This is a genomic window from Nocardia sp. NPDC057455, from assembly GCF_042802775.1.
In the GTDB taxonomy this organism is placed as follows: Bacteria; Actinomycetota; Actinomycetes; order Mycobacteriales; family Mycobacteriaceae; genus Nocardia.
In genome coordinates, this window is record NZ_JBHVDM010000043.1 from 31,673 (window position 1) to 54,684 (window position 23,012).

Here is a 23,012-nt window from a genome sequence, read left to right on the forward strand (position 1 = left end):
GCAATTCTGCACTGACCGCACAGTCGCAACGCGCTTTTCCGCTGCCTCCAGCGCAATCCGAGCATCGGCACGGCAGCGAAATATTTGCCCTTACCGTGCGCCGCTCGGGATCCGTTCGAGTGGCGCCGCATCGCCCCTCCCGCTATGCTCGGGCCGCTATATTTCGAAAATGCTTGTCGGTCTGCGTATTTGGGGATGGGGCACGCAGCAGGGGGCAACGATGCCATTTCCCGGCGGCGAGCGCGAGTGCGGAAGTACGGAACTTGTCAGAGTTGTCGAATCCGGCGGCGAACGAGTCCGGCGAAGACCCTGTTCGCCGACCGAAACCGCCGTACGCGACATTGTCGTCCTGCATTGTCGCGACCGCGGCCGCCGTGGCGGCGGCGGTGTACTACGCACCCGCCGGATTCCGGATTCCACTCGCCGCGGGCGCCACCGCCGCGGCCATCGCCCTGTGCGCCGCCGTGACGGCGGCGGTCCACTTCCGCCGGGAAGCCCGGCACGCCGGGCGGGACGCCCACCGATCCCGTGACGTGCGCGTACTCACCGCCGCGGGCGCGCAAGCCGAGGTCACCGCCGCGACCGAGGCAGCGGCCGCATCCGAAGCACGAGCCAAGAGCAGCGAGAACCGTCGCGCGGCGGCCATGGCGGCTTTCGCGGGCGCGGCGGGCCGTATGCAGGCGATGACCACCAGCATGCTCGCGGAGCTGCGCGAGATGGAGCACCGGCACGGCGACCCCACTGTGCTCGCCGATCTGCTGCAACTGGATCACCACACCGCCCAGGCGGGCCGGCTGGCCGACAGCATCGCCGTGCTCAGCGGCGCGCGATCCGGCCGCCGATGGGCCAAACCGATTGCCATGGAATCGATTCTGCGTGGCGCGATGGGACGCGTCGCGGGTTATCAGCGGGTGCGGTTGCGCGCCATCGCCGATATCGCGATTTCCGGCCACGCCGCGGAAGGCGTCATGCACGCGCTGGCGGAGCTGCTCGACAACGCCTGCAACTTCTCCCCGCCCACCACCGAGGTGCACGTCTACGCCGCCGAGGTTCCGGCGGGCGTCATCATCACCATCGAGGACAGTGGATTGGTCATGAGCGAGTCGGCGCTGCGCCGCGCCGAGGCCGCGGTGGCGGCCACCGGGCCGGACGTGCGCGGCGGCGGAGTCGACCTGTCCTCGCTGACCGGGACCCGGCTCGGCCTCGCCGTGGTGGGCCATCTCGCGCGCAAGCACGGGCTCACCGTCTCCTACCGGCCTTCCGCCATCGGCGGCACCGCCGTGGTGGTGGTGATCCCGCGAGATCTCACCACCCGAGCCGAGCGGCCCCAGCCGTCGTCCACCATCACCGGCACGCTGCCCGTCGCACGCGAGCGCACCCGCACCACCGCGCCGCCGGATCACACGCACGCCGATCCGGAGCCCGTGCGATCCGTCCCGCGTCCCTCCACCGACCAGCACGCTCCGGCCGGCGCGGGGCCTGCGCTGCCCAAACGCCGCCGAGGCAGCACGCTGGCCGCCGTCCACCCCGACGGACTCGCGGTACCGGAGCCGGCCGCGCCGACTCCACCCGCGGCTCGCCCCGACTCGCTCGGTGCGTTCCAGCGCGCGGTGACCGGGCCCGCGACCGGCAACGCCGCCACCCCTACCCCCGCCCCTTCCGTCTCCGTGGAGAACGAACGATGACGACTTCCGAGACCGCTCAGCTGAGCTGGCTGTTGGAACAGCTGCTCACCCGCACCCCGCGTACCCGGCATGCCCTGCTGCTGTCCAGCGACGGGTTGAAGATCTGCCACACGCCCGAACTCGGCGTGGACGGGGCCGACCAGCTCGCCGCCATCGCAGCGGGCATCCAGAGCCTCTCGCACGGCGCGTCGGTGGAATTCGGCGACGGCCGGGCCGGGGTGCGCCAGTCGATGACGGAGTTCTACGGCGGCATCCTGTTCATCGTCGAAGCCGGGCTCGGCGCGCACATCGCGGTCGTCGCCGCCGAGGACGCGGACGCGGGACTGGTCGGCCACAATATGCGCGAGCTGGTGGAACAGCTCAGCGAACACCTGGCGGCCGCGCCGCGCTTCCCAGGAGCGGGCGGATAGTGACCAGGCCAGGCCGCGACGACGACCCCGATCGGCTGTACACGCTGACCGGAGGGCGCAGCAAGCCGGACTCCGACACCTTCGATCTGGTCACCCTGGTGGTCAGCGAGTGCGCACCGACACCGGGCATGCAATCCGAGCACGTGGCGATCCTCGACCTGTGCCGCGCCCCGACCGCCGTCGTGGAAATCGCCGCCCAGCTGCGGATCCCGGTCGGTATCACCACCATCCTGCTGTCGGACCTGCTGCACGCGGGCAAGATCACCGTGCGTCCGCCGCTGGCCGCTGCGCCCGGCTCGCCCTGGCATTCCCTGCCCGACACCACGACGCTCGAGAAGGTGCTCGTTGGACTTCGCAAACTCTGATCCGCGCCCGGCCCGCGCGGACGCGCCCCTGCATCGTGCGACCACGCGGGGACTGAAGATCGTCATCGTCGGCGGTTTCGGCGTGGGCAAGACGACGATGGTCCGGGCGGTCAGCGAGATCCGGCCGCTGGACACCGAGGCGATCATGACCGACGAGGGACTGGACATCGACGATCCCAGTGGCGCGCCGGGAAAGTCGACGACGACCGTCGCCTTCGACTTCGGCCGGATCACCATCGATGACGAGCACGTGCTGTACCTCTTCGGCGCACCGGGGCAGGAGCGGTTCCGGTTCCTCTGGAACCGGCTGTTCACCGGCGCGCTCGGCGCGATCGTGCTGGTCGACCCGCACCGGATCGCCGATTCCTGGTATGCCGTCGACCGACTGGAACATCAGAAGACGCCGTTCGTCGTCGCCTGCAACGACTTCGGCGCCGGACACTCTCCCGACGAGGTCCGTGACGCGCTCGACCTGGATCCGCACGTGCCGGTGATCGACTGCGACGCCCGCTCCCGCGAATCCGGCAAGGGCGTGCTAATCACCCTCGTCGAGCACCTCTACTCCTTCGCCCCGCCCCCGGCGGCCCGGCGCCCCCTGCTCCCGACTCCGGAGACCGCGTCATGACCACGCCCGCGCCGAGTTCTACCGGCAACTGCCCGGTCCACGCCGCCCCGGTCATGTTGAGCGGCCCGCGGTTCCACACCGATCCGCACCAGCTCTATCACGAGATGCGCCGTGACCACGGCCCGGTGGTCGCCGTCGAGTTGCCCGGCGGCGTTCCCGCGTGGCTGGTCATCGGTTACCGCGAATTGCACCAGGTGACCAGCGATCCCGAGTTGTTCCCGCGTGATGTCGGCCGATGGAACCAATGGCCGAACATCCCGCCGGACTGGCCGCTGCTGCCGATGGTCGGGCAGCCGATGCCGTCGATCTATTTCACCGCGGGCGCGGAGCACCGCAGGCATGTGGCGATGGTGGAGCCGGCGCTGGAGGCGGTCGACACCTTCGAATTGCGCCGCGCCTGCGAGGACTTGGCCGACCGCCTGATCGACGCGTTCTGCGGCCGGGGCGAAGCGGAACTCGTCGCGGATTTCGCCGAGCCGCTGCCGGTGCTGGCCCTGGCGCGGATCCTCGGATTCCCCGACGAGGACGGACCGCGGCTGGCGTGGACGATGAAAACTCTCGCCGACGGCGGATCCGATGCCCAGGCCGCGCACCAACAGTTCGCCGAGCACATGCAGCGCCTGCTCGCGGTCAAGAAGGGCGCGCGGGACGCCGACCTGGTGTCCTGGATGCTCGCGAACCCCGGTCCCTTCACCGACCAGGAATACGTCTTGGACCTGATGGCGATCACCGCCGCGGGGTATCTGCCCACGGCCGACTGGATCGGGAACTCGGTGCGGCTGATGCTCACCGACGACCGGTTCGCCGCCGCCCTCGGCGGCGGGCGCCACAGCGTGGGCCAGGCGATGAACGAAGTCCTGTGGGAGGACACGCCGACCCAGATCCTGGCCGGTCGCTGGGCCGCCCGCGACACCCGGTTGGGCGACAAGGTGATTCGCGCCGGCGACATGCTGCTGCTCGGCCTGGCCGCGGCCAATGCCGATCCCCACGTGCGCCAGCATGTCTCCGACGGCGCCGAGCCGGCACACACCGGCAACAGCGCGCACTTCGCGTTCAGCTACGGCGAATACCGCTGCCCCTTTCCCGCACAGGAGATCGCCGAGGTCATCGCGCGCACCGGCATCGAGGTCCTGCTCGACCGGCTGCCCGACCTCGACCTGGCGGTACCCGCCCAGAACCTGGTCCGGCGACCGTCGGCGTTCTTGCGCGGCATGACATCCCTGCCAGTCCGCTTCACACCCGTTCGCGCCGTCGGAGGTACCCCGTGAGCACCGAATGCCCACACGCAGCGACCCTTGTCATCGATCCCATGGTCGGGGACCTGGACGCAGAGACCAGCCTGCTGCGGGCCGAAGGTCCGCTCACCCGGATCGAACTGCTCGGCGTGCCCGCGTGGACGGTTACCCAGCACGCGCTCGCCAGACAGCTGCTCGTCGACACCCGGCTGGTCAAGGACATCAACGCCTGGTCGCTGTGGCAGTCCGGCGCGGTGACCAGGCAGTGGCCGCTGATCGGCATGATCGACGCGGGTCGGTCGATGTTCACCGTCGACGGGGCCGAGCACCGCAGGCTGCGGATCAAGACCACCCAGGCGTTGACCAAGCGCAGGCTCGACGCGCTGCGTCCGGCGATCGAGCGGATGACCACCGAACTGCTGGACGATCTCGCCGAGGCCGGGCGCGACGGCGCGGTGGTCGACCTCAAGACGGTGTTCGCCTACCCGCTGCCGATGCGGGTGATCAGTGAGCTGATGGGCGTGGACCGTGCCGACCATCCGATGCTGCTCTCCTGGTACAAAGCGTTCTTCTCCCTGCTCACCCCGCAGGACGAGCGGCTGCGGGTGATCGACGAGCTGGATCTCTATTTCACCGATCTGGTACGCAAGAAGACCGCCGACCCGGCCGACGACCTGACCAGCGCCTTCATCGTCGGCGGCGACGGCACCGAGCCGCTGACCGAGGAAGAGGTGGTGGGCAACCTGAAGGCACTGGTGGCCGCTGGGCACGAGACCACCATCGGCCTCATCCTCAACGCCGTGCGCGCCCTGCTGGGGCGGCCGGAACAGTTGAGCGCCATCCGCGCCGGTGACCTCACCTGGGAGGCCGCGGTGGAGGAGACCCTGCGCTGGGACAGCCCGGTGACGCATCTGCTGATGCGTTTCGCCACCGAGGACATCGCCGTGGGCGACACCGTCATCGAGAAGGGCGAGGGTGTGGTCATGTCCTACCGTGCGATCGGCCGGGATTTCGCCGTCCACGGCCCGGACGCCGACGACTTCGACACCTCCCGCGCGACCGCCAACCGCCACTTGGCTTTCGGCTACGGCCCGCACATCTGCCCCGGTGCGGCACTCGCCCGCCTGGAAGCCGGGATCGCACTGCCCGCCTTGTTCACCCGCTTCCCCGGCCTGCGCTTCGCCGTGCCGGTCGAAGAGATCCGCAACCTGCCGGTGCTCACCCAGAACGACCTCGAAGCGTTCCCCGTGTATCTCGGGAACTGATCCGAAGCGTCCGTTGTTGGCGTGGCTATGGCCAGCGAAACCTCCGCGGCACCGCATCGGCGTGCCCAGCTCCGTGACTTCCTCCGCACCCGCAGGGCCCGGCTCACGCCGCGCGACGTCGGTCTGGTGGCGGTGGGCCGGCGGCGGACGCCAGGCCTGCGGCGGGAGGAGGTCGCGATGCTCGCCGGGGTGGGCGTGTCCTGGTACACGTGGCTGGAGCAAGGACGCGGCATCACGGTGTCGGCGGAGGTCCTCGACGCGGTCGGCGCGGCACTGCGCCTGTCCGGGCCGGAGCGGTCGCATCTGTATCTGCTCGCCGGGCTCAATCCGCCGCCGCCCGGCCCGGCACGCGGCACGGAGGTCACTCCCGAGCTGCACCGGCTGCTCGACGCGTGGGGATCGCGTCCGGCGGTGCTGCGTGACCGCTACTGGAATCTGCTCGCGGTCAACGACACGGCGCGAACCGTCTTCGGGTTCACCGACGCCGACCACAACTGCCTGATCAGCTTCTTCACCAATACCAGGTACCGCGGCATGCACGTGGCATGGACCGCGATCGCGCCCGCGGTCGTGGCCGCGTTCCGCGCCGACATGGCGCACGCCCCCGACGATCCGGAGTTCGGCGCAGTGGTGGGCGAGCTCACCGCCGCGAGTACCGAGTTCGCCCGATTGTGGGCCCGCCACGACGTGGACGCCGCCGTCCAAGCCGTGAAGGCCGTGCGCCATCCCGAAGCCGGTGACCTGCTGTTCGACACGACCACCCTCGCGGTGGCCGACCATCCCGACTGGTTCTTCGTGCTCTACAACCCACGACCAGGCACCGGCACCGCGCAGCGGGTCGACCGGCTGACGCAGGTCGAACTCGCCCCGGCGTGACCGGAACCTGGTGGTGCCACACCTAGGTGAACTGGACACTGTTCGGTCGCGGGACGCTTCGGCACGCTGATTCCCATGACGCACAACATCTCCCGATTCGACGGCAAGGTCGCGCTCGTCACCGGCGGCTCCAGCGGCATGGGACTGGCCACCGCACGACGGCTGCTCGCCGAAGGCGCACAGGTGGTCATCACCGGCCGGGACCAGACCCGGCTCGACGCCGCGGTCGAGGCACTGCACGGCGACGACCGTCTGGTCGCGATCCGAGCCGACGCGGCGCGTCTCGCCGACCTCGACGCGCTCACCGCCGCCCTCCGCGACCGGCACGGCCGCCTCGATGTCGTGTTCGCCAACGCGGGGGTCGCGTCCTTCCGGCCGAACGCCGAGATCACCGAGGACGAGTTCGACCGCGTCGTGGACACGAACTTCAAAGGCGTGTTCTACACCATCCAGAAAGCCCTGCCGCTGCTGTCCCAGCACGCGGCGGTCGTCATCAACGCGTCGTGGACGCTGCACCGCGGCCTGCCCGGCGCCTCGCTGTACGCGGCCACCAAAGCGGCCGTGCACAGCCTGGCCCGCACCCTCGCGGCGGAGCTGGGCCCCAAGGGGATCCGGGTCAACTCCGTGAGCCCTGGGTACATCGAGACCCCGATGTTCCACGACAACGTCAGCCCCGACGCGCACACCGCCGTCCTGGCCGAAGTGGCGAGCCGCCGGCTGGGTACCGCCGACGACGTGGCCGACGCCGTGGCATTCCTCGCGTCCGCCGAGGCGTCCTACATCAACGGGCAGGATCTGATCATCGACGGCGGTCTCGTCGCCGCCATATCCCGCGAGCTGATCTGACCGGTTCGTGCTCGGCCGATCCGGGGCGAAATCCGGTTGGCATCCCGTTCGGGCCGCTCAGTACAGTGGGCCGGTGATTCGCACAGCCGCGCTGGCACATATCCGGGATCGCCGCCTGTTGCAGGCGCGCTCGGCCGGCAAGGATGTCTTCTACATGGCCGGAGGCAAGATCGACCCCGGTGAGACGCCCGAGGCGGCACTGCACCGCGAGGTGCGCGAAGAACTCGGTGTCGGCGTCGTCTCCTGTGACGAGTTCGGGGTGTTCCACGCCGAGGCGTATGGGCACTCCCCCGGCACCCGGCTGCACATGACCTGCTTCACCGCGGAACTCGACGGCGACCCACGGCCTACCAGCGAGATCGCCGAACTCCGCTACTTCACCGTGAGCGAGTACGCCGCCATGGACCACGTGGCGCCGGGCTCGATGCTCGTCTTCGGCAAGCTCCACGAGCTCGGCGTCGTCGACTGGTAGTCCGCCCTCTGTCACGCCGGTCGCGCGCGCCGAAATCGTGGTGGCGTGGCAGCGTGCGGCGGCACGGTGACGCGACCTCGGAGGCTGCTGGTGCATCAGTGCGTGGCCTGCGGCCGCGTCCGGGCGAATCACATCACAGGCGACGACGCGATGGCGCTGATACGAAGTCGCGTTGCGCCCGCTGTCGGATCCATGGCTGGGCAGGCGGGTGCTGCTGTCGCTGTGACCGGCACCCTCGGGCCGAGTCCTGCTCGGCCCGAGGGAACATGGTCAGACCGCGGTGAACCGGGTCGGCAGTGCTTCCAAACCGCGGATCACGACATTGGGCTTGTACGGCGGTGTGTCCGAACGCAATTCGATGTCGCGAACTTTCCGCAGCAACACCTCGAGCAGCACCTCCATCTCCAGCAGCGCCAGCGGCGCACCGAGGCAGTAGTGGATACCGAGGCTGAAGCCGAGGTGCTTCTTGGTGGGATTCATCGGATCGGCGTACCGGGCGAGGTCGATGCGATCTGGATCGGTGTAGGCCGCGTCGTCGCGGTTGGCCGAGTTGATCAGCACCACCACGCCCTCGCCCGGCTCGAAGTCGTGGCCGGCCAGCGTGATCGGGCGGGTCGCGGCGCGCGTGGTGATCTGGACCGACGGCTCCAGGCGAAGCAGTTCGTCGGGTGCCGCCGTCACCAGGTCCGGACGCTTACGCAGGGTGTCGATCGCCTCGGGGTTGCGCATCAACTGCAGCATGCCGGTGCCGATCAGGTTGGCCGTGGTCTCGTGCCCGGCCACGAACGTGGTGATGCAAGTGGCCAGCAACTCCTGCTCGGTGAGCACGTCACCCCGGTCTTCGACCTGGGACAGCGCGCTGAGCAGGTCGTCTTTCGGGTCGCGACGGCGCTCGTTCAGCAGCTGCCGGAAGTAACCCATGAATCCGCGCGAGGCCGCGCTGCGGGCTTTCAGCGACTCCTCGGGCAGCGTGTAGTCGTGATCGAAGCCGCGCGCCAGATCCTGCGACCACTGGTGAACCTGGTCGTAAGCCTCCGGTGGCACACCGATCAGCTCGCACGCGATGATCAGTGGCAGTGGGTAGGCGATCATCTCGACGAGGTCGAAATCGCCTGCCTCCAAAGCTTTGTCGATCAGTTGCTCGGTGAGCTCCAGAATCCGTGGACGCAGCCTGGTCACCATGCGCGGGGTGAAACCCTTGGTCACCAGGTTGCGCAGGCGGGTGTGGTCCGGAGGCTCCATCCACAGAAACGAGGTGGGCAGTTCTTCGGGAGCGTCCTCCGGCGACACCGTCGGATGCATCATCGCCGCCTCCTCCGCATGGCTCCACGCGGTGGTCGACAGGACGGCGGCACAGTCCTCGTAGCGGGTGAGCACGTGGTGCCCCAGCGGGGTCCGGTGCAGTCTGCCCGCCTCGCGCAACACCCGGGCCGGGCTGTAGGGATCGGGCCTGCCTTCGGGTCCGAAGAGCTGGATCAGGGCGGTCTGGACAGCGGAATCCTGTTCCGCGACAGCCGTACCCGCGGTTGACGAGTCCATGGGAAGTGGTCCCTCCTGTGCGGCAGCACCGGCGCCGGCCGATGCTGCCGGTAGTCGAAATGGGTCAGCGATCGGATGGGATACGGGAACGCGGGTCCGGCGCCGGAACGGCTCCGGGGCCGGTGCGGTGGAGGCTCGATACGTCCGCGCGGGAGCGGCCGCGCAGCAGGACTCGGCCCGCCATCAAGGGTTGCAGCAGTGCCGTTGGTGGTTCGACCAGGTTCGCCACCCGCAAGAAGGTCCGGGAGACCTGCGGGTCGACGTGCGCGGCGCGGTGGACGCGAGCGACATACGCATTGGTCAACCGCGTACGTACCGTTCGCGGTCCGGTCACGCCGGGGTGTGCGAGGTCCGCGCCCGCCGACAGCTGCCAGGCGACGTCGAGCGCCTTGTCCGCCGCCGCGTAGAACCGCGCGGGTAGATCAAGCGTGGGCCCGCCGGTGCGCAGGCACGCGCGCAGCGCCGCGGCCTGCTGGGCGGCGACCGCCATACCTTGGGCGTAGAGCGGGTTGAAGCTGCACAGCGCGTCACCGAGCAACAGGAAACCCTGCGGCGCAACGGCAGCGCGCGGGTAGCTCTTGCGCACCGGAGCGCGGAACCGGTGCGGCACCGCGTCGCCGAGCGGCTCGGACCGGGTGATCAGGTGAAGGATGTCCGGCGCGGCGAGCGTGGCGGCGAAGCGGGTGAAGCCGTCCGGATCGGTGGGCGGATGGTCCCCGAGGATTCCGGCGAGCGTGACGTGCCAGCGGTCGCCTTCCACCCGGACCGCACCACCGCCGCGGCCGTTGCCCCCGGTCGAGATGATCACCGACGCGTGCCCGTCGAGCTGGCCTTCGACGCGGCGGTAGAACCGTGAGGCGTAACCCAGGTCCACGTCCAGCTTCTGTTCGCCGGGCGGCTCGGCCCCGAGCGCGGTGAGCCACACCGAAGCTCGCGAGCCGCGTCCGGTCGCGTCGATCACGAGGTCGGTGGCGTGCGTCTCGACCCCGGAGTCACCGGACACCGACACAGCGCGCACGCCGCGCCGGTCACCGACCAGGCCGCGGGCGGTTCCCGCCACCAGTCGCACCCCGGGCAACGCCGCCGTGCGTGCACGCAACACCGATTCCAGCAAAGGGCGAGTCGCGATCAGCGACGTGAGCCCGGTGGAAGCCGGCGCGGCCCGCAGCCCACCCACATACCACCTGGTCGCGACCAGAGCCTCGGCCCGGGTCGCCCCGCGGGCGGTCATCTCGTCGGTGAACCCGGGGAACAGTTCCTCGATAATGGTGCGGCCACGATCCAGCAGCCCGTGCAGATGCCGCGCCTGCGGAACACCTTTGCGCATGCCCTCGGCGTCGAAGCCGTCGCGCTCGAACACCGTGACCCGCGCGAAGTGGTCCGCGAGCACCCGCGCCGCCAGCAGCCCGGCGATGCCCGCGCCGAGCACGACCGCGTGCCGCGTCTCGTTCACAACGTCACCGGCAGCGAGACGATGCCCCGATGGATCAAGCTCGGCCGGTACTCGATCGCGTCGGTCGCCGGTGCGAGCTTCGGAGCCCGCGCGAGCAGCGCACCGATCGCGGCCTCGGCCTCGATCCGCGCGAGCGGGGCGCCCACGCAATAGTGGATGCCCAGGCTGAAGCCGAGATGCTTTCGGGCCGGGCGGTTCCCGGCATATCGGGTGACGTCGAAGCTGTCCGCGTCCGGATACACCCGGTCGTCCCGGCTTGCCGACGCCGTCAGCACCACGACGCCGTCGCCACGGCGGAACCGGTGCTCGCCGACCACGGTGTCGGCCAGAGCGACCCGAATGGTGAACTGCGTGGGCGCGTCGTAGCGGAGCATCTCGTCGAGCGAGGGCGCGATGAGTTCGGGATTGTCCCGCAGCAGAGCGAGCTGTTCGGGGTTGCGCAGCAGCGCGAGCATGCCGCTGCCGATGAGGTTGATCGAGGTCTCCATGCCCGCCACCAGGGTGAGCAGGGCGATGCCGATCACTTCCGGTTCGGTCAGCCGGTCGCTGTCCGTGCTCGCGGCCACCAGCGCGCTCAGCAGGTCCGGCGTCGGGTTCCGCTTCTTCTGCTGGACCAGCCGGGCGAAGTAGTCCATGCATTCCATGGCCGCCGCGGTGCGCGCCGCCACCTCCGCCGGACCGAGCAGCGAGTCGGGGTCGCTGCCCCGCGCGATCGCCAGCTGCCACTCCCGGAACTTCGCGCCGTCGGCCGGGTCGGCGCCGAGCAGCCGCACCGGCACCATCGCCACTGCCAGCGGCACCGCCAAGCCGTCGAGTACGTCGAGTTCGCCACGCGCGAGGGCAGCGTTCACGATTTCCAGCACCACCTGCCCGGCGACCGGCGCCATCTCGGCCATCAACCGCGGGCTGAACGCCTTGGCGACCAGCTTGCGGTACCGCCCGTGCTCGGGTGGATCCATTCGGACGAACGAACCGGGAATCGCCGCGGTGGTGTCACGGAAAGGGCTGAGGCCCGCCGCGTAGCCGTGTCCCCAGTCGGCGCCGGTCAGGATCGCGGCGCACTCTTCGTAGCGGGTGACCAACGTGACCGGCACGTCGCCGAACGCGTACGGGAAAAGCGCGGCCGCGTCCCGCACCCGCCGGTAGGCCGGATACGGGTCGGCTCGCTCACTCGCATCGAACGCGTCGAAGCTCACGTCGGCGGGTGTTGCGGTGTTCATCGGGCCTCCATCCGGACACGCAGTTGCGACATGCCGCGCACGACCACGTTCGGCCGGTACGGCGGTTCCTCGAGCAGGGATAGGGACGCGACCCGATCGGCGATCGCCCGCAGCACCACCCGCATCTCCAGCCGGGCCAGCGGCGCGCCGAGGCAGTAGTGCAGTCCGAGCCCGAAGGACAGGTGCCGCTCGGCCTTTCGCCCCCGCGCGAATCTCGCGATATCGAACTCGGCGGCCCGCGGGAAGGCCGCCGCATCACGATTCGCCGACGCGAGCAGCACGATCACCGCCTCTCCCGGCGCGAACCTCTTTCCGGAGACGGTGATCTCGTCGTGCGCGGTGCGCGTGGTCAGATGCACCGGCGCGTCGTAGCGCAGCACCTCGTCCACCGCGGGCTCGGACAGCTCGGGGAAGCTGCGCAACCGTTCGAACTGCTCCGGGTTGCGGATGAGCGCCAGTACCCCGTTGCCGATCAGGTTGACCGTGGTCTCGTGCCCGGCGACGACGAGGATCAGCAGCGTGCCGAGCAATTCGGCGCGGGTCAGCCGGGCGCCCGCGTCGTCGGCCTGCACCAGCGCGGTGATCAAGTCGGCGCGCGGGGCGCGGCGGCGCTGTTCGACCAAGTCGCCGAAGAATGCGAGGAAGGCGTGCACGGCTGCGGTGCGCGCATTCAGTTCCTGCTCGGACAGCAGCACATCGGGATCGAGACCGCGTGCGATGGCGGTGGATATCTCCCGGACGTGCTCATGCGCCTCGGCGGGTACGCCGAGCAGCTCGCACACCATGGTCAGTGGCAGCGGATAGGCAAGCGCCTCGAGCACGTCTACGTCGCGATCGGCGAGCATCTTCGACATCAGATCCTCGACCAGCTGTTCGGCACGTTCCCGCATGCCGCCGATCGTGCGCGCGGTGAACGCCTTGCTCACCAGCCCGCGCAGGCGGGTGTGCTCGGGCGGTTCCATCCAGAGAAACGATCCGGGCAATTCGACATCGCTGTCGCCGTGTAGCAGATCCGGTTCCTCCGCGTGGCTCCAGCGCGGGTCCTGCAGGATCGCCTGCGCCTCACGGTGGCGGGTCACCAGGTGGGTGTCGTGTGGGCCGGGTACGAACGGGCCCGCCGCCCGCAGCACGTCGTAACTGCCGTAGGGGTTGTGCCGCATATGCGGAGCGATGCTCTCGACGACCGCAAGTTGGACCGGGGTCGATTCCCCGACCGCGGAATGGTCGGAACTCACCGGCGACTCCTGAATAGAAATGGACGCGGCACGGAAAAAGGCATACCATCCGCCGGATCGCTGCGGACAATTCCGGGACACGAAAGAAATTTCTCGTCCATCGTGGCGCCCGCCACCGGCCCGGCGCGGCGGCGATTACCCGTTCCTATCGGCTCATAGCCGAAATACTCGATCGCGCAGAGTGATCGGCTGATCGGCCTTGTTTATCGCCGACATCAATTCACAACGAGTTCAATGCGCCGTCATAATTCGCTGTTGTCGTGGCAGACATGAATTCCGCGGATTCGGCCCGCACACTGCACGGCCGCCTCGCCGAGATCGCCGCCGCCCACCCCGCGGTGGCCGCCACGTTCTGGTCGGTGTCGGAAACCGTGCCCTACACCGAACTGCACCGATTGTCTCTGGTCGCGGCGGCGGCGCTGGTCCGGCGCGGGGTGCGGCGCGGCGAACCGGTGGGCATCCTCAGCCCGAACGCCCCCGAGTTCCTCACCTGCCTGTTCGGCGCGACCGCGGCGGGCGCCGCCGCCACTCCCCTCCCGCTGCCCGCCGGTGCGCGGGCGGCGAGCGGTTACCCGCAGAAGCTGGCCGCCATCATCGCGGCGGCGGGCATGCGCACCGTTCTGGTGTCGCACCGCTTCGCCGACCTGGCCGCGCACCTGGGCGACACGCTCGACGTGGAATTAGTCGGCACAGCAACACTTTTCGAAACAGACACGGTGACGGAAAACCTGCCCGCCCTCGGCGGCGACGATGCGGCCGTCATCCAGTTCACCTCCGGCAGCACAGCCTTGCCCAAGGGCGTCCGCCTGACCCACCACAACGTGCTCAGCGGCCTGGCCTCGATACGCACCGGCATCGAGTTGAGCCTCGCCGATCAGGGCGGCTTCTGGCTTCCGCTGTTCCACGACATGGGCCTGTTCGGCACGCTCTCGGCGATTCTGCGCGGCATACCCGCACACGTGTGGTCGCCGATCGCGTTCGTCAAGGATCCCGCCCGCTGGCTCGCCGAATTCGCCGCCAGTGGAACGACTATCACCGCGATGCCCAATTTCGGCTACGAGGCACTGTTGGCCGCCGTGCCCGCCGACCGGGTGCGCGACTACGACCTGAGCCGCTGGCGGATCGCGTTCAACGGTTCGGAGCCGATCTCCCGGGATGTCGTCCTCGCGTTCTGTGAGCGTTTCGCGCCCGCCGGATTCCGCCCGGCGACGATGTTCGGCGTCTACGGCATGGCCGAAGCGACCCTCGCGGTCACCTTCCCGCCACTCGGCCGCGAACCCGTCTTCGAGTGGGTGGATCGCGCCGTGTTGTCGGATAGAGCGACAGCGCAACAGGTCTCACCAGAGGCACCGGGCGCTCGGCCGGTCGCGGGAGTGGGCGCGCCGGTACAGCGGCTGCGGCTGCGCGTCGTCGGCCCGGACGGTCGCCACGACCTGCCCGACGGCGAAGTCGGCGAAATTCTCATCCGAGGCGACTCGGTCACCGGCGGATACCTCACCGCTGACCCGTCGCACGTGGCCGAGCTGTTCGCCGACGGCTGGCTGCGCACCGGCGACCTCGGATACCGGCGGGACGGCGAGCTCTTCGTCACCGGCCGATGCAAGGACATGATCACGGTGCGCGGCGTGAACTACTACGCCCAGGACGTCGAGGCGACCGTGCGCGATCTCGACGGTGTGTACAAGGGCCGGTGCACGGCGGCGATCGACCCGGACGGCGCGGACGTGATCGCACTGATCGTCGAATCCGAGCGCACCGGAGCCGATGCCGAGGCGCTGCTCGAGGCCCTCCGCGCCCGCGTCTGCGCCGAACTCGGCTTGGCCGCGGTCCAGGTCCACCTGGTCGCACCGCGCAGCATCCCTCGTACCAGCAGCGGCAAGCTCCAGCGGCTCGCCGCCCGCGATCTCATCCGCCGGTAATCCCGACCGAACTGGAGTCCTTCGTGCACAGCTATGACGTCTTCCGCCACTACGAGCGCCTGCATTGGAAACTGGCCGACCTCGATCTCGACGCCGTCGACAGGTCTCTGGTCCGTCCCGAGTACATCACCCTGGCCAAGAGCGCGACGATGGGCGAGTCCAACGTCATCGCCGCGGTGCACGGATTCATGAACGAGTTCGTCGACGACTACGACTTCTCCACGTTCGCGGTGGTGTGGGGATACCAGGAAGTGCAGCACCACTACGCGTTCCGGTCCTGGCTCGGCGCGCTCGGCGAGAGCGTGGACGACAAGGCCGTCGACTCGATGCGCGAGCCGTACGCGCCGGGCACCACCCCCTCGGCGACCCTGGCCACCAACATCATCTCCGAACTCACCGTCAACCACATCTACCGTGCGGTGGCGAACTGGGTCGAGGAGCCCGTGCTGAAAACATTGCTGCTCGACGCGAGTCGCGACGAGGCGGGCCACGCGCGCGAGTTCATCCACTACGCCACCGAGCGGTTGCGGCGGCGTCCGCAGGAGCTGCCCTCGGTGCTGGAGACCCTCTATGTGTACAGCTCCGAGGCCAAGATCAAGCACCCGGTCAGCACGTTCAAAGCAGGCATCAGCGAGCTCGGTGACCACGAGACCATCGACACCGGATTCGACCTGTTCCTCGAGCAGGTCGCCGCCGAGGGCGAGCTGGATGTGCTGCACGACAAGGTCCGCCGCACCTTCGGCAACATGACCGGACTGGATCTGTCCAGCAATGCCAAGGTCCGCCGGGCCCTGGCCGACGCGATCGCCTAGCGCCATGGACCGCGACAACGCCTTCGAGGACACCGTGCACAGTGGGGTCGACACCGTCCGAGTGCCCTGGTCGGTCATCCCGGACTACCACTGCTTCGGCTGCTCCCCGCACAATCCGACCGGCTTGCGCCTGCGTTTCACCCCGCATCCGGACGGGCTGCAGGCCCGATTCCGGCTCGGGCGGGAGTTCGAGTCATACCCGGGGGTCGTGCACGGTGGTTTGATTGGCGTGATCTGCGACGAGGTGATGGGCAACCTCATCGTCCTGGCTCGCCACCACCCGGCGTTCACCGTCACACAGCGCACCCGGTTTTTCACCCCGCTGCTCGTGGACCACGATTACCGCTGTATCGCAACCCTGTCCGGCGCCGCGGACGACCGCCCGATCCAGGCGGCCGCGGAGATCCGTGACGCCGACGACCTCGTGTGCGCCGGCTCCACCGCGGCCTACCAGCCGTTCGCGCTCGACGACGTGCGCCATCAGCTCATCCTCGGCGACGACGAGGTCGCCGCGCTGTCCCACGCCCTGTCCACCGGCACCGCCCTCGCACCGAATGGAGTCCGATCATGACGACCACCACCCACACCGCCGACGACATCCTGCGCACGGTCACCGGCATCGCCGCCGCCGAGACCGGCATCCCGGAGGCCGAACTGCGCCCCGAGCTGGACCTGCGCGGCATGGCGGGCGTCGATTCGGTGCGCGTGCTGCGCATGGTCGCCAAGATCGAACGCGCCTACGACATCGAGCTCGAGGACCGGGACGTGTTCGGTCTTTCCACGTTGAACGACGTCGTCACGGTGGTCGGCAAGACGCTGCGCGAGGCGGCGGCGTGACCTCCACCGACCAGACGGTCACCGCCGACACCAACCAGCACTACGACCTCGACCCCGACATCTTCGGCCAGTTCCTCGATCCGCTGCGCAAATACAGCTCCGCGCTCTACGAATCCGAGTCCGACACCCTCGAGCAGGCGCAGCGGCGCAAGCTGCGGTTCGTCGCCGACCGGCTCGGCGTCACCGGCGGCGAACGCCTGCTGGACGTGGGCTGCGGCTGGGGCTCGCTGATCCTGTTCATGGCGGCCGAATTCGGCTGTGAGACGGTGGGTATCAGCCCGGCGCCGCGCCAGCACGAGTACATCGCCGAGCAGGCGCGCGCTCGCGGGGTCGCGGATCGGGTGCACACCCGGGTGGGCCATTTCGAGCGACTGGACCTGCCGCCGCGCGGTTTCGACGCCGTGACGCTGCTCGGCTCGATCGTGCACATGCCCGATCTCGGCGCGATCTTCCGCCGCGCTCGCGCGGTGCTGCGGCGCGGCGGCACGCTGTATGTGTCGGAGAGCTGCTTCCGCAACGCGTCCGCGCGCACGGCGTTCGACGCCAAGGACGGCACCGAGTTCGTGCGCGAGGACATCTTCGGATGGGGTGATCTGCGTCCGCTCTCGGAGCTGGTGGCCGCCGCCGAGGACGCGGGGTTCTCCATCATCGCGGTGGACGATCTCACCGAGCACTACCGCCGCACCATCGAGGAGTGGATCGCCAACGTCGACGCCGCCGCCGAACGTATCGATGCGCACGGGCCCGGTTTGGCCGCGAAACTGCGGCACTACCTGGAGATCGCGAACGCCGGATGGGGATACACCACCAAGCATTACGCGCTGACCTGCCGTAACGCCCGCTGAGCCGCAGGAGCAACGAATGAACATCGAATCGGCGCTGATCCCCGTCGACGAGGTGGTCGCGGCCGTCGACGGGTTCCTGGCGGCGTCGCCTGCCACGCGGGCCTGGGACGTGGAGACCGCCTTCGACTGGTCGCGGGCCGACGCGGGCCGGCTCACCGAGGGTCAGCGGTCGGCGGTCCAGTTCGTCACCCTCATCGAGGACCACCTGCCCGGCTACTTCGACGTCTACCATCGCTACTTCCCGGTGGACGACACCGTGGGCCGGGCGGCGTTCGTCCACAACCGCGAGCTCTACCACTTCACCGTCCGCTGGGCACTGGAGGAGGACACCCACGCCCGCGCGCTGAGCCGCTACCAGGAGGCTTCCGGGATGGCCGAACGTGGCGCGCTGCGTACGGAACTGGCGATCGAAGGGCAGAAACCCTTCGACCTGCCCTACCGGCACCCGGTGCAGTTCTTCGCCTACGCGCTGGTGCAGGAGAAGGCGACGCAGATGTACTACCAGCACCTGCGCGAGGTGGTGGACGACCCGGTGCTCGGAGCTGTGCTGGCGCGGCTGTCGCGCGACGAGGCGCGGCATTTCAGTTTCATGGCCGACGTGGTCGGCCGCTACCTGCGGGTGCAGGGCGACGCGTCCGTCGAACCGATCCGCGAGGTGATCGCCATTTTCCGTATGCCTCTGGCCGACACCATGCGGGGGTACTGGCGATGGGCGTTGAAGATCGCCGACGTCGCCTCCTACGACCACACCGAGGCCTACGAGCACTTGGTGAAGGTGATCGACCGCGCGGTGGACGCCCGCAGCGATCGCCTCGACGAGTTGGTGCGCTTCATCGACGAGTGCCGATCGCTCGCCTGAACTCGAAAGCCGGAAGGCCCGGTTCCCGAGCATGTTCGGGAACCGGGCCGTCCGCCGTGCTCAGTGCTCGGGCTGCAACACCAGGATCGTGGTCGAACCGTGCGCGATCAGCTTGCCGTCCGCGTCGGTGATCCGGCCCTCCGCCGTGGCGGTGCGCCGTCCGACGTGCACCGCGCTGGCTTCGCAGATCAGCCGTGAGCCGTCCAGCGTGACCGAACGGATGAAGTTCACCTTCAGCTCCAGCGTCGTATAGGCCACGCCGTCACCGAGTTTCGTGAAGACGGCGCTACCCATCGCGGTATCCATCAAGGTGGCCAGCACACCGCCGTGCACGGTGAACATCGCGTTGATGGTGGCCGGGTTCGGGTCGAGGTAGTACCGGGTGTAGCCGTCGCCCGCGGTCTCCAGTCGAATCCCCAGAGACGCGCCGACGCCGAGATTTTCGCGAAGACCCCGCTCGAAGACCGTGGTCAGTTCGGTGACACGGGACGCCACGGTCCCGTGGGCGTGAGTGTCGATGCTGGTCATGGCTTTTCCTCCCTGGCGAACGTTGCCCAGCCATTCGACCAGCACCCGATGAACGCCACCCGGCCGCACAGCGTCGAATCACCGGTTTCGATCGGTTGATAGGACACCTTTTCGTAGCGAATCCGCGCGGCCGGCCGGATGACCCAGCCGCTGTACCCGGCGGGAGAATTCGGAAAGACGTGTGCGCGGAGTCGTGACATCACCCTTGCGGTAAGGGAAGGCGGAGTTCGGTGACGGCGATGCGGGCGGTCTCGGCGATGGCGGCGTCGACAACGGGCAGGTGCGGGTCCGCGCGGGCCGCCCGGGTGAATATCGCGACCGCTACGGGGTGCTCGCCGGGAAATTCGACGACCGCTACCTCGTTGCGGATGACCCCGATGGTTCCGGTTTTGCCTGCGACCGACACACTGCGGTAGGGGAATCCGGCGGTGACGCGGTGCGGCCAGACTTGGTGACGCATGACGGTGCGAACGAATTCGGTCCGCTCGTCGGACAGCACCGCGCCGCTCCACAGTGCGCGCAGGAGACGGGTCATCTCCTCCGGTGTCGTCGCGCTCGTGTACGACGGGTCGTACGCCGACACCGACCATGCGTCGTCGTTCTCGGCGAGCACGGCGAACGCCTCGGCGGTGGTGTGGGTGTCGGTGTCGCGGACGAGGCTGCGGTGCAGGTCGGCGGTGCCGCCTATGATCCGGGTGCGGGTGAGACCCAGATCGTCCAGCAGGCCCTCCACCGCACCGAGGCCCGTCGCGCCGAGCAGAACATCGGCCGCGGCGTTGTCGGAGACGGTCATCATCGACGTCGCGAGGTCGCGCAGGCTCATGGTCACCGGGTCGCGCATGACGGCGATGCCGGTGGGCCCCGGCGTGCAATCGGACGGTGTCACCGTCAGCCGGGTAGCAGGATTGATGCGCCCCGCGTCGACGAGGCGGCAGAACGCGACGAACAGCGGCAATTTGTACACCGACGCGAGCACCACCCGTTCGTCGCCGCCCACGGAGATCTCGGTCGCGGAGCCGTCGCACCGGCGGGCGTGCAGCCAACCGCTGCATCCCGCGTCGGCGAACACGGCGCGGATCCTGTCCTCGGCGGTGCTCATCGCAGCCGCTCCCGATACAGCACCCGGTCGACGGCATCGGCATGGGCGTCAGCACCCGGACGGTAGACGACTCGGACTCGCAGAGCGAGTGCCTGCGGCGCGATGCGCAACCAGGTCACGCCGGGCGTGGAGGACGGAGGCATGGCGGTGAACCCGAAGCTCGTTCCGGCCGCCACCGCCGCGAACACGCTCCGATCGTCGGGCGCGGGCACGGTCGGTGCGTCCAGGCCCCGCTCGCGCAACAGATCCACGAAGGTGTCGAAGGCAGGAGGGTTGGTGGCGCGCGGTGGGCAGGCGAAACTCAGTCCGGCGAGCATGGGGAAGGTGGGGCGTTCGGCGCCGGCGCTGCGATGATCCGACGGCACCACGAGCCACCGCGGGATTCTGACGACCGGGCGGACCTCGACACCGTCGACCAGCGCGGGATGCTCGACCACGGCGACGTCGCACATTCCCGAGCGCACGTCGGCGACCAGGTCGACGCTGGCGCCGACCGTCGTGGACACCGCGGTATCCGGGACTACCGCCGAGCGCAGCGCGCCCACACACGCCGTGACCACCCGGTCGGGCAACGCCGTAGTAGCGCCCCAATGCACGGCACCGTGGGCACTCGCGATGCGTTGTGCCTCGGCGAGCAGGCGCTCGGCGTCGTCCACGAGCAGCCGAGCGCGCGGGAGCAGCTGCGAACCGGCCGACGTGAGCACGGCCCCCTGCCGGGTGCGGTGGATGAGGTCGACGCCGAGATGCCGTTCGAGCCGGCGAAGTCCTTGCGACAGCGGTGGCTGGGTCATGTCCAGCGCGGCCGCCGCCCTGCCGAAGTGTCCTTCCTCCGCGATGGAGACGAAGAACCGAAGGTGGCGGATCAGGTCCATGCGGTCATTGAACCAGCGGTTTCGCCGGCATCGGTTCCGCTGTCCCACCGGGCCCTCCGACCGGCGCCGAACCGCGGGCGAACCTGCGACGATATCCAAGTCGACTCGCCCACGCCGGGGCCGGATATTGGCGTCGGCGGCGGCGTCGATGATGTGGTGCGGCGGTGAATCTTTTCGACTTTGCTCACCGTGCCCCGCTCGGTCGTCGCCGACTCCTCGCTGCTGTGGCGGTGTCCGCGCTGTCCCTCGCCACCGCCGCGTGCGGGTCCGGCGCCGATGCGCCGGCTGCCTCGAACACCACACCCGCGGCCACAGTTCCGTCGTTCGCCGAGATGGAGACGACACACTCCGCACGGCTGGGTGTGTACGCGATCGACACCGGCACCGGCCGCACCGTTGTCCATCGAGACGGGGAGAGATTCCCGATCGCCTCCACGTTCAAAGGTCTCGCGTGCGGGGCCCTTCTGCGCGACCATCCTCTGGCAACGGGTTACTTCGATCAGGTGATCCACTATTCCCGGTCCGAACTCGTCGCCAACTCGCCGGTGACCGAGAAGCACGTCGACACCGGCATGACCGTCGCCGAGCTGTGCGATGCCACGATCACCCTGTCCGACAACACCGCGGGCAACCAGCTGCTGAAGCTCCTCGGCGGCCCGGAAGGCTTCACCGCGTTCCTGCGGTCCATCGGCGACACCGCATCCCGCCTGGACCGCTGGGAGCCCGAGTTGAACACCGCCATTCCCGGCGACGAGCGGGACACCACCACAGCCGCCGCCCTCGCCACCGACTACCGCAACCTCGTCCTCGGCGACATTCTCGCCGAACCCGAGCGAGCGCGATTGAAGTCGTGGCTGGTCGCCGCCAAGACGGGGGACGCACGCATTCGTGCCGCGATACCCGCCGGCTGGACCGTCGGCGACAAGACCGGCAGCCCTGCTTACGGCGGCGCGCTCGACGTCGCGATCGCTTGGCCGCCCGGGCGCGCCCCGCTCGTCATCGCCGTGCTGTCGACGAAACTCGAGCAGAACGCCGAAGCCGACAACCCTCTGGTCGCCGAGGCGGCCCGCGCCGCGGTCGGTGCGCTCGGGTAGACGAACTGGCCGGTCGGCGGCGACCCGGCGGTGCCGTGGTCCGCCCACTCAACCCGTACCGACGTCACCGACCACTTCCGGGCGATAGCCGCCTTTCGGTTCGCTGCGGGTCTGCGGCCCTTCGAGCTGGAACCCGGCCGGCTCCCACCCCGGGCCGGATTATTCCGATGATCCGAAAGTTAAGGCGCACAACATGACCGGCGTTCGATCCGTATTCGCCGGATGCGTCTTGCCGGACATGCGCGTCATGTCCAAGCAGATCATGATCGACTGCCTCGGCCGGTACGAGGCCCCGGGAATGGACCGATCACCGACGATCGCTCAATTCTCCATCCCTGCCCTGACTGCGGCCAGCGCCTGCCAGGCGATCTCGGGGTGCTCGGTCTCGGCCGGGTCGCCGACGAACGGGTCGAGCACGACGGTGTGCGCGCCGAGTAGGCGGAGCTCGGCGAGGTCGGCGAGGATCTGGTCGATCGATCCTTCGCCGGCGTGGCGGGTCTCGTCCGGCAGCGGCTCACGGGTGCACCGGAGCATGATCCGCGGCACGAAGCCCGGGACCGGTCGGCCTTGCTCGTCGGCGGTCCGCCGGAGTCGCTCCACGGCGTCGCGCATCCACGGCATCGACTGACGCAGGGGGTGCCAGGCTGCGCCGTACCGGATCGCGCGGCGCTGGGCGGCATCGGTGAGGCCGCCGACCCAGATCGGAATGTCGCAGGCGCCGTAATCGTCGGTGTTCTGCCAAGCGGTGGTGAGGACGTCCAGCAGCTCGTCGGTCTGCTTGCCACGGCGGCGGAAGTCGAGCCCGAGGGCATCGAACTCCTGCTGGGCCCAGCCGACCCCGACGCCCAGCACGAACCGCCCCCTGCTGAGCTGGTGCAGGTTCGCCGCCATCCGGGCGACCAGCAGTGGATGCCGGTACGG

General features: G+C 69.2%; 24 protein-coding genes. 16 read left to right on the plus strand and 8 right to left on the minus strand.

Going from position 1 to position 23,012, the window contains the following annotated elements; all coding sequences use genetic code 11:
* The first annotated feature begins 263 nt into the window (after nucleotides 1–263).
* From ACFU5M_RS18870 to ACFU5M_RS18910, 9 genes are all read left to right on the plus strand, one after another.
* Nucleotides 264–1,685, plus strand: coding sequence for an ATP-binding protein (locus tag ACFU5M_RS18870; protein WP_379050673.1), 1,422 nt, complete (start codon nucleotides 264–266; stop codon nucleotides 1,683–1,685).
* Nucleotides 1,682–2,095, plus strand: coding sequence for a roadblock/LC7 domain-containing protein (locus ACFU5M_RS18875; RefSeq protein ID WP_379050676.1), 414 nt, complete (start codon nucleotides 1,682–1,684; stop codon nucleotides 2,093–2,095). The genes ACFU5M_RS18870 and ACFU5M_RS18875 overlap by 4 nt, the downstream gene beginning before the upstream one ends.
* A complete protein-coding gene (locus ACFU5M_RS18880; protein ID WP_379050677.1) occupies nucleotides 2,095–2,460 on the plus strand; it encodes a DUF742 domain-containing protein in 366 nt (121 codons plus the stop codon). The genes ACFU5M_RS18875 and ACFU5M_RS18880 overlap by 1 nt, the downstream gene beginning before the upstream one ends.
* Nucleotides 2,441–3,085 (plus strand): ATP/GTP-binding protein, encoded by a 645-nt coding sequence (locus tag ACFU5M_RS18885; protein ID WP_379050680.1) that lies wholly within the window; start codon nucleotides 2,441–2,443, stop codon nucleotides 3,083–3,085. Before ACFU5M_RS18880 ends, ACFU5M_RS18885 begins: the two co-directional genes overlap by 20 nt.
* A complete protein-coding gene (locus ACFU5M_RS18890) occupies nucleotides 3,082–4,353 on the plus strand; it encodes a cytochrome P450 (RefSeq protein ID WP_379050683.1) in 1,272 nt (423 codons plus the stop codon). Before ACFU5M_RS18885 ends, ACFU5M_RS18890 begins: the two co-directional genes overlap by 4 nt.
* The gene (locus ACFU5M_RS18895; protein ID WP_379050686.1) at nucleotides 4,350–5,585 is read left to right on the plus strand and encodes a cytochrome P450; all 1,236 of its coding nucleotides are present in this window, start codon (nucleotides 4,350–4,352) and stop codon (nucleotides 5,583–5,585) included. The genes ACFU5M_RS18890 and ACFU5M_RS18895 overlap by 4 nt, the downstream gene beginning before the upstream one ends.
* A 27-nt stretch (nucleotides 5,586–5,612) precedes the next feature.
* Entirely contained in the window at nucleotides 5,613–6,461 is an 849-nt protein-coding gene (locus ACFU5M_RS18900) for a helix-turn-helix transcriptional regulator (RefSeq protein WP_379050689.1), read from the plus strand.
* A gap of 75 nt (nucleotides 6,462–6,536) precedes the next feature.
* A complete protein-coding gene (locus tag ACFU5M_RS18905; RefSeq protein ID WP_379050691.1) occupies nucleotides 6,537–7,307 on the plus strand; it encodes a glucose 1-dehydrogenase in 771 nt (256 codons plus the stop codon).
* Between the two features lie 73 nt (nucleotides 7,308–7,380).
* Nucleotides 7,381–7,779 (plus strand): NUDIX domain-containing protein, encoded by a 399-nt coding sequence (locus ACFU5M_RS18910; RefSeq protein WP_379050693.1) that lies wholly within the window; start codon nucleotides 7,381–7,383, stop codon nucleotides 7,777–7,779.
* A gap of 270 nt (nucleotides 7,780–8,049) precedes the next feature.
* Here ACFU5M_RS18910 and ACFU5M_RS18915 read toward each other — a convergent pair whose 3' ends face one another.
* From ACFU5M_RS18915 to ACFU5M_RS18930, 4 genes are all read right to left on the minus strand, one after another.
* Nucleotides 8,050–9,318, minus strand: coding sequence for a cytochrome P450 (locus tag ACFU5M_RS18915; RefSeq protein ID WP_379050696.1), 1,269 nt, complete (start codon nucleotides 9,316–9,318; stop codon nucleotides 8,050–8,052).
* 64 nt (nucleotides 9,319–9,382) lie between these two features.
* Nucleotides 9,383–10,771, minus strand: a complete 1,389-nt coding sequence (locus tag ACFU5M_RS18920) for an FAD-dependent oxidoreductase (RefSeq protein ID WP_379050699.1) — start codon at nucleotides 10,769–10,771, stop codon at nucleotides 9,383–9,385.
* Entirely contained in the window at nucleotides 10,768–11,991 is a 1,224-nt protein-coding gene (locus ACFU5M_RS18925; RefSeq protein ID WP_379050702.1) for a cytochrome P450, read from the minus strand. The genes ACFU5M_RS18920 and ACFU5M_RS18925 overlap by 4 nt, the downstream gene beginning before the upstream one ends.
* Nucleotides 11,988–13,226: a cytochrome P450 gene (locus ACFU5M_RS18930; protein ID WP_379050705.1), complete on the minus strand. Its 1,239-nt coding sequence runs from the start codon at nucleotides 13,224–13,226 to the stop codon at nucleotides 11,988–11,990. Before ACFU5M_RS18930 ends, ACFU5M_RS18925 begins: the two co-directional genes overlap by 4 nt.
* A 269-nt stretch (nucleotides 13,227–13,495) precedes the next feature.
* Here ACFU5M_RS18930 and ACFU5M_RS18935 point away from each other — a divergent pair, with 269 nt between their 5' ends.
* Genes ACFU5M_RS18935 through ACFU5M_RS18960 form a run of 6 tightly spaced genes read left to right on the plus strand, consistent with a single transcriptional unit; the run spans nucleotide 13,496 to nucleotide 18,498 of the window.
* Complete coding sequence (locus tag ACFU5M_RS18935; protein ID WP_379050735.1) at nucleotides 13,496–15,145, plus strand: AMP-binding protein; 1,650 nt, start codon at nucleotides 13,496–13,498, stop codon at nucleotides 15,143–15,145.
* A gap of 23 nt (nucleotides 15,146–15,168) precedes the next feature.
* On the plus strand, nucleotides 15,169–15,957 hold the full coding sequence (locus tag ACFU5M_RS18940; RefSeq protein ID WP_379050707.1) for a ferritin-like domain-containing protein: 789 nt from the start codon (nucleotides 15,169–15,171) through the stop codon (nucleotides 15,955–15,957).
* Between the two features lie 4 nt (nucleotides 15,958–15,961).
* Nucleotides 15,962–16,528: a PaaI family thioesterase gene (locus ACFU5M_RS18945; RefSeq protein ID WP_379050709.1), complete on the plus strand. Its 567-nt coding sequence runs from the start codon at nucleotides 15,962–15,964 to the stop codon at nucleotides 16,526–16,528.
* Nucleotides 16,525–16,794, plus strand: coding sequence for an acyl carrier protein (locus ACFU5M_RS18950; protein ID WP_379050711.1), 270 nt, complete (start codon nucleotides 16,525–16,527; stop codon nucleotides 16,792–16,794). Before ACFU5M_RS18945 ends, ACFU5M_RS18950 begins: the two co-directional genes overlap by 4 nt.
* Nucleotides 16,791–17,639, plus strand: a complete 849-nt coding sequence (locus ACFU5M_RS18955; protein WP_379050714.1) for an SAM-dependent methyltransferase — start codon at nucleotides 16,791–16,793, stop codon at nucleotides 17,637–17,639. The genes ACFU5M_RS18950 and ACFU5M_RS18955 overlap by 4 nt, the downstream gene beginning before the upstream one ends.
* Nucleotides 17,640–17,655: 16 nt before the next feature.
* Entirely contained in the window at nucleotides 17,656–18,498 is an 843-nt protein-coding gene (locus ACFU5M_RS18960) for an acyl-ACP desaturase (RefSeq protein WP_379050717.1), read from the plus strand.
* Between the two features lie 60 nt (nucleotides 18,499–18,558).
* On the opposite strand, the gene ACFU5M_RS18965 is transcribed toward ACFU5M_RS18960, so the two are convergent.
* The 3 genes from ACFU5M_RS18965 to ACFU5M_RS18975 all read right to left on the minus strand — a co-directional run bounded on the left by ACFU5M_RS18965 (nucleotide 18,559) and on the right by ACFU5M_RS18975 (nucleotide 20,997).
* Nucleotides 18,559–19,026, minus strand: a complete 468-nt coding sequence (locus ACFU5M_RS18965) for a PaaI family thioesterase (protein ID WP_379050719.1) — start codon at nucleotides 19,024–19,026, stop codon at nucleotides 18,559–18,561.
* Nucleotides 19,027–19,225: 199 nt separating this feature from the next.
* Nucleotides 19,226–20,125 carry a serine hydrolase gene (locus ACFU5M_RS18970; RefSeq protein WP_379050722.1) on the minus strand — a complete coding sequence of 300 codons (900 nt, stop codon included), beginning with the start codon at nucleotides 20,123–20,125 and terminating at the stop codon, nucleotides 19,226–19,228.
* Entirely contained in the window at nucleotides 20,122–20,997 is an 876-nt protein-coding gene (locus tag ACFU5M_RS18975; RefSeq protein ID WP_379050724.1) for a LysR family transcriptional regulator, read from the minus strand. The genes ACFU5M_RS18970 and ACFU5M_RS18975 overlap by 4 nt, the downstream gene beginning before the upstream one ends.
* A gap of 164 nt (nucleotides 20,998–21,161) precedes the next feature.
* On the opposite strand from ACFU5M_RS18975, the gene bla reads away from it, so the two are divergent.
* On the plus strand, nucleotides 21,162–22,091 hold the full coding sequence (gene bla, locus ACFU5M_RS18980) for a class A beta-lactamase (RefSeq protein WP_379050727.1): 930 nt from the start codon (nucleotides 21,162–21,164) through the stop codon (nucleotides 22,089–22,091).
* Between the two features lie 321 nt (nucleotides 22,092–22,412).
* On the opposite strand, the gene ACFU5M_RS18985 is transcribed toward bla, so the two are convergent.
* Nucleotides 22,413–23,012, minus strand: a 600-nt coding sequence (locus ACFU5M_RS18985; RefSeq protein WP_379050730.1) for an LLM class flavin-dependent oxidoreductase, incomplete at its 5' end; no start/stop codon positions are given.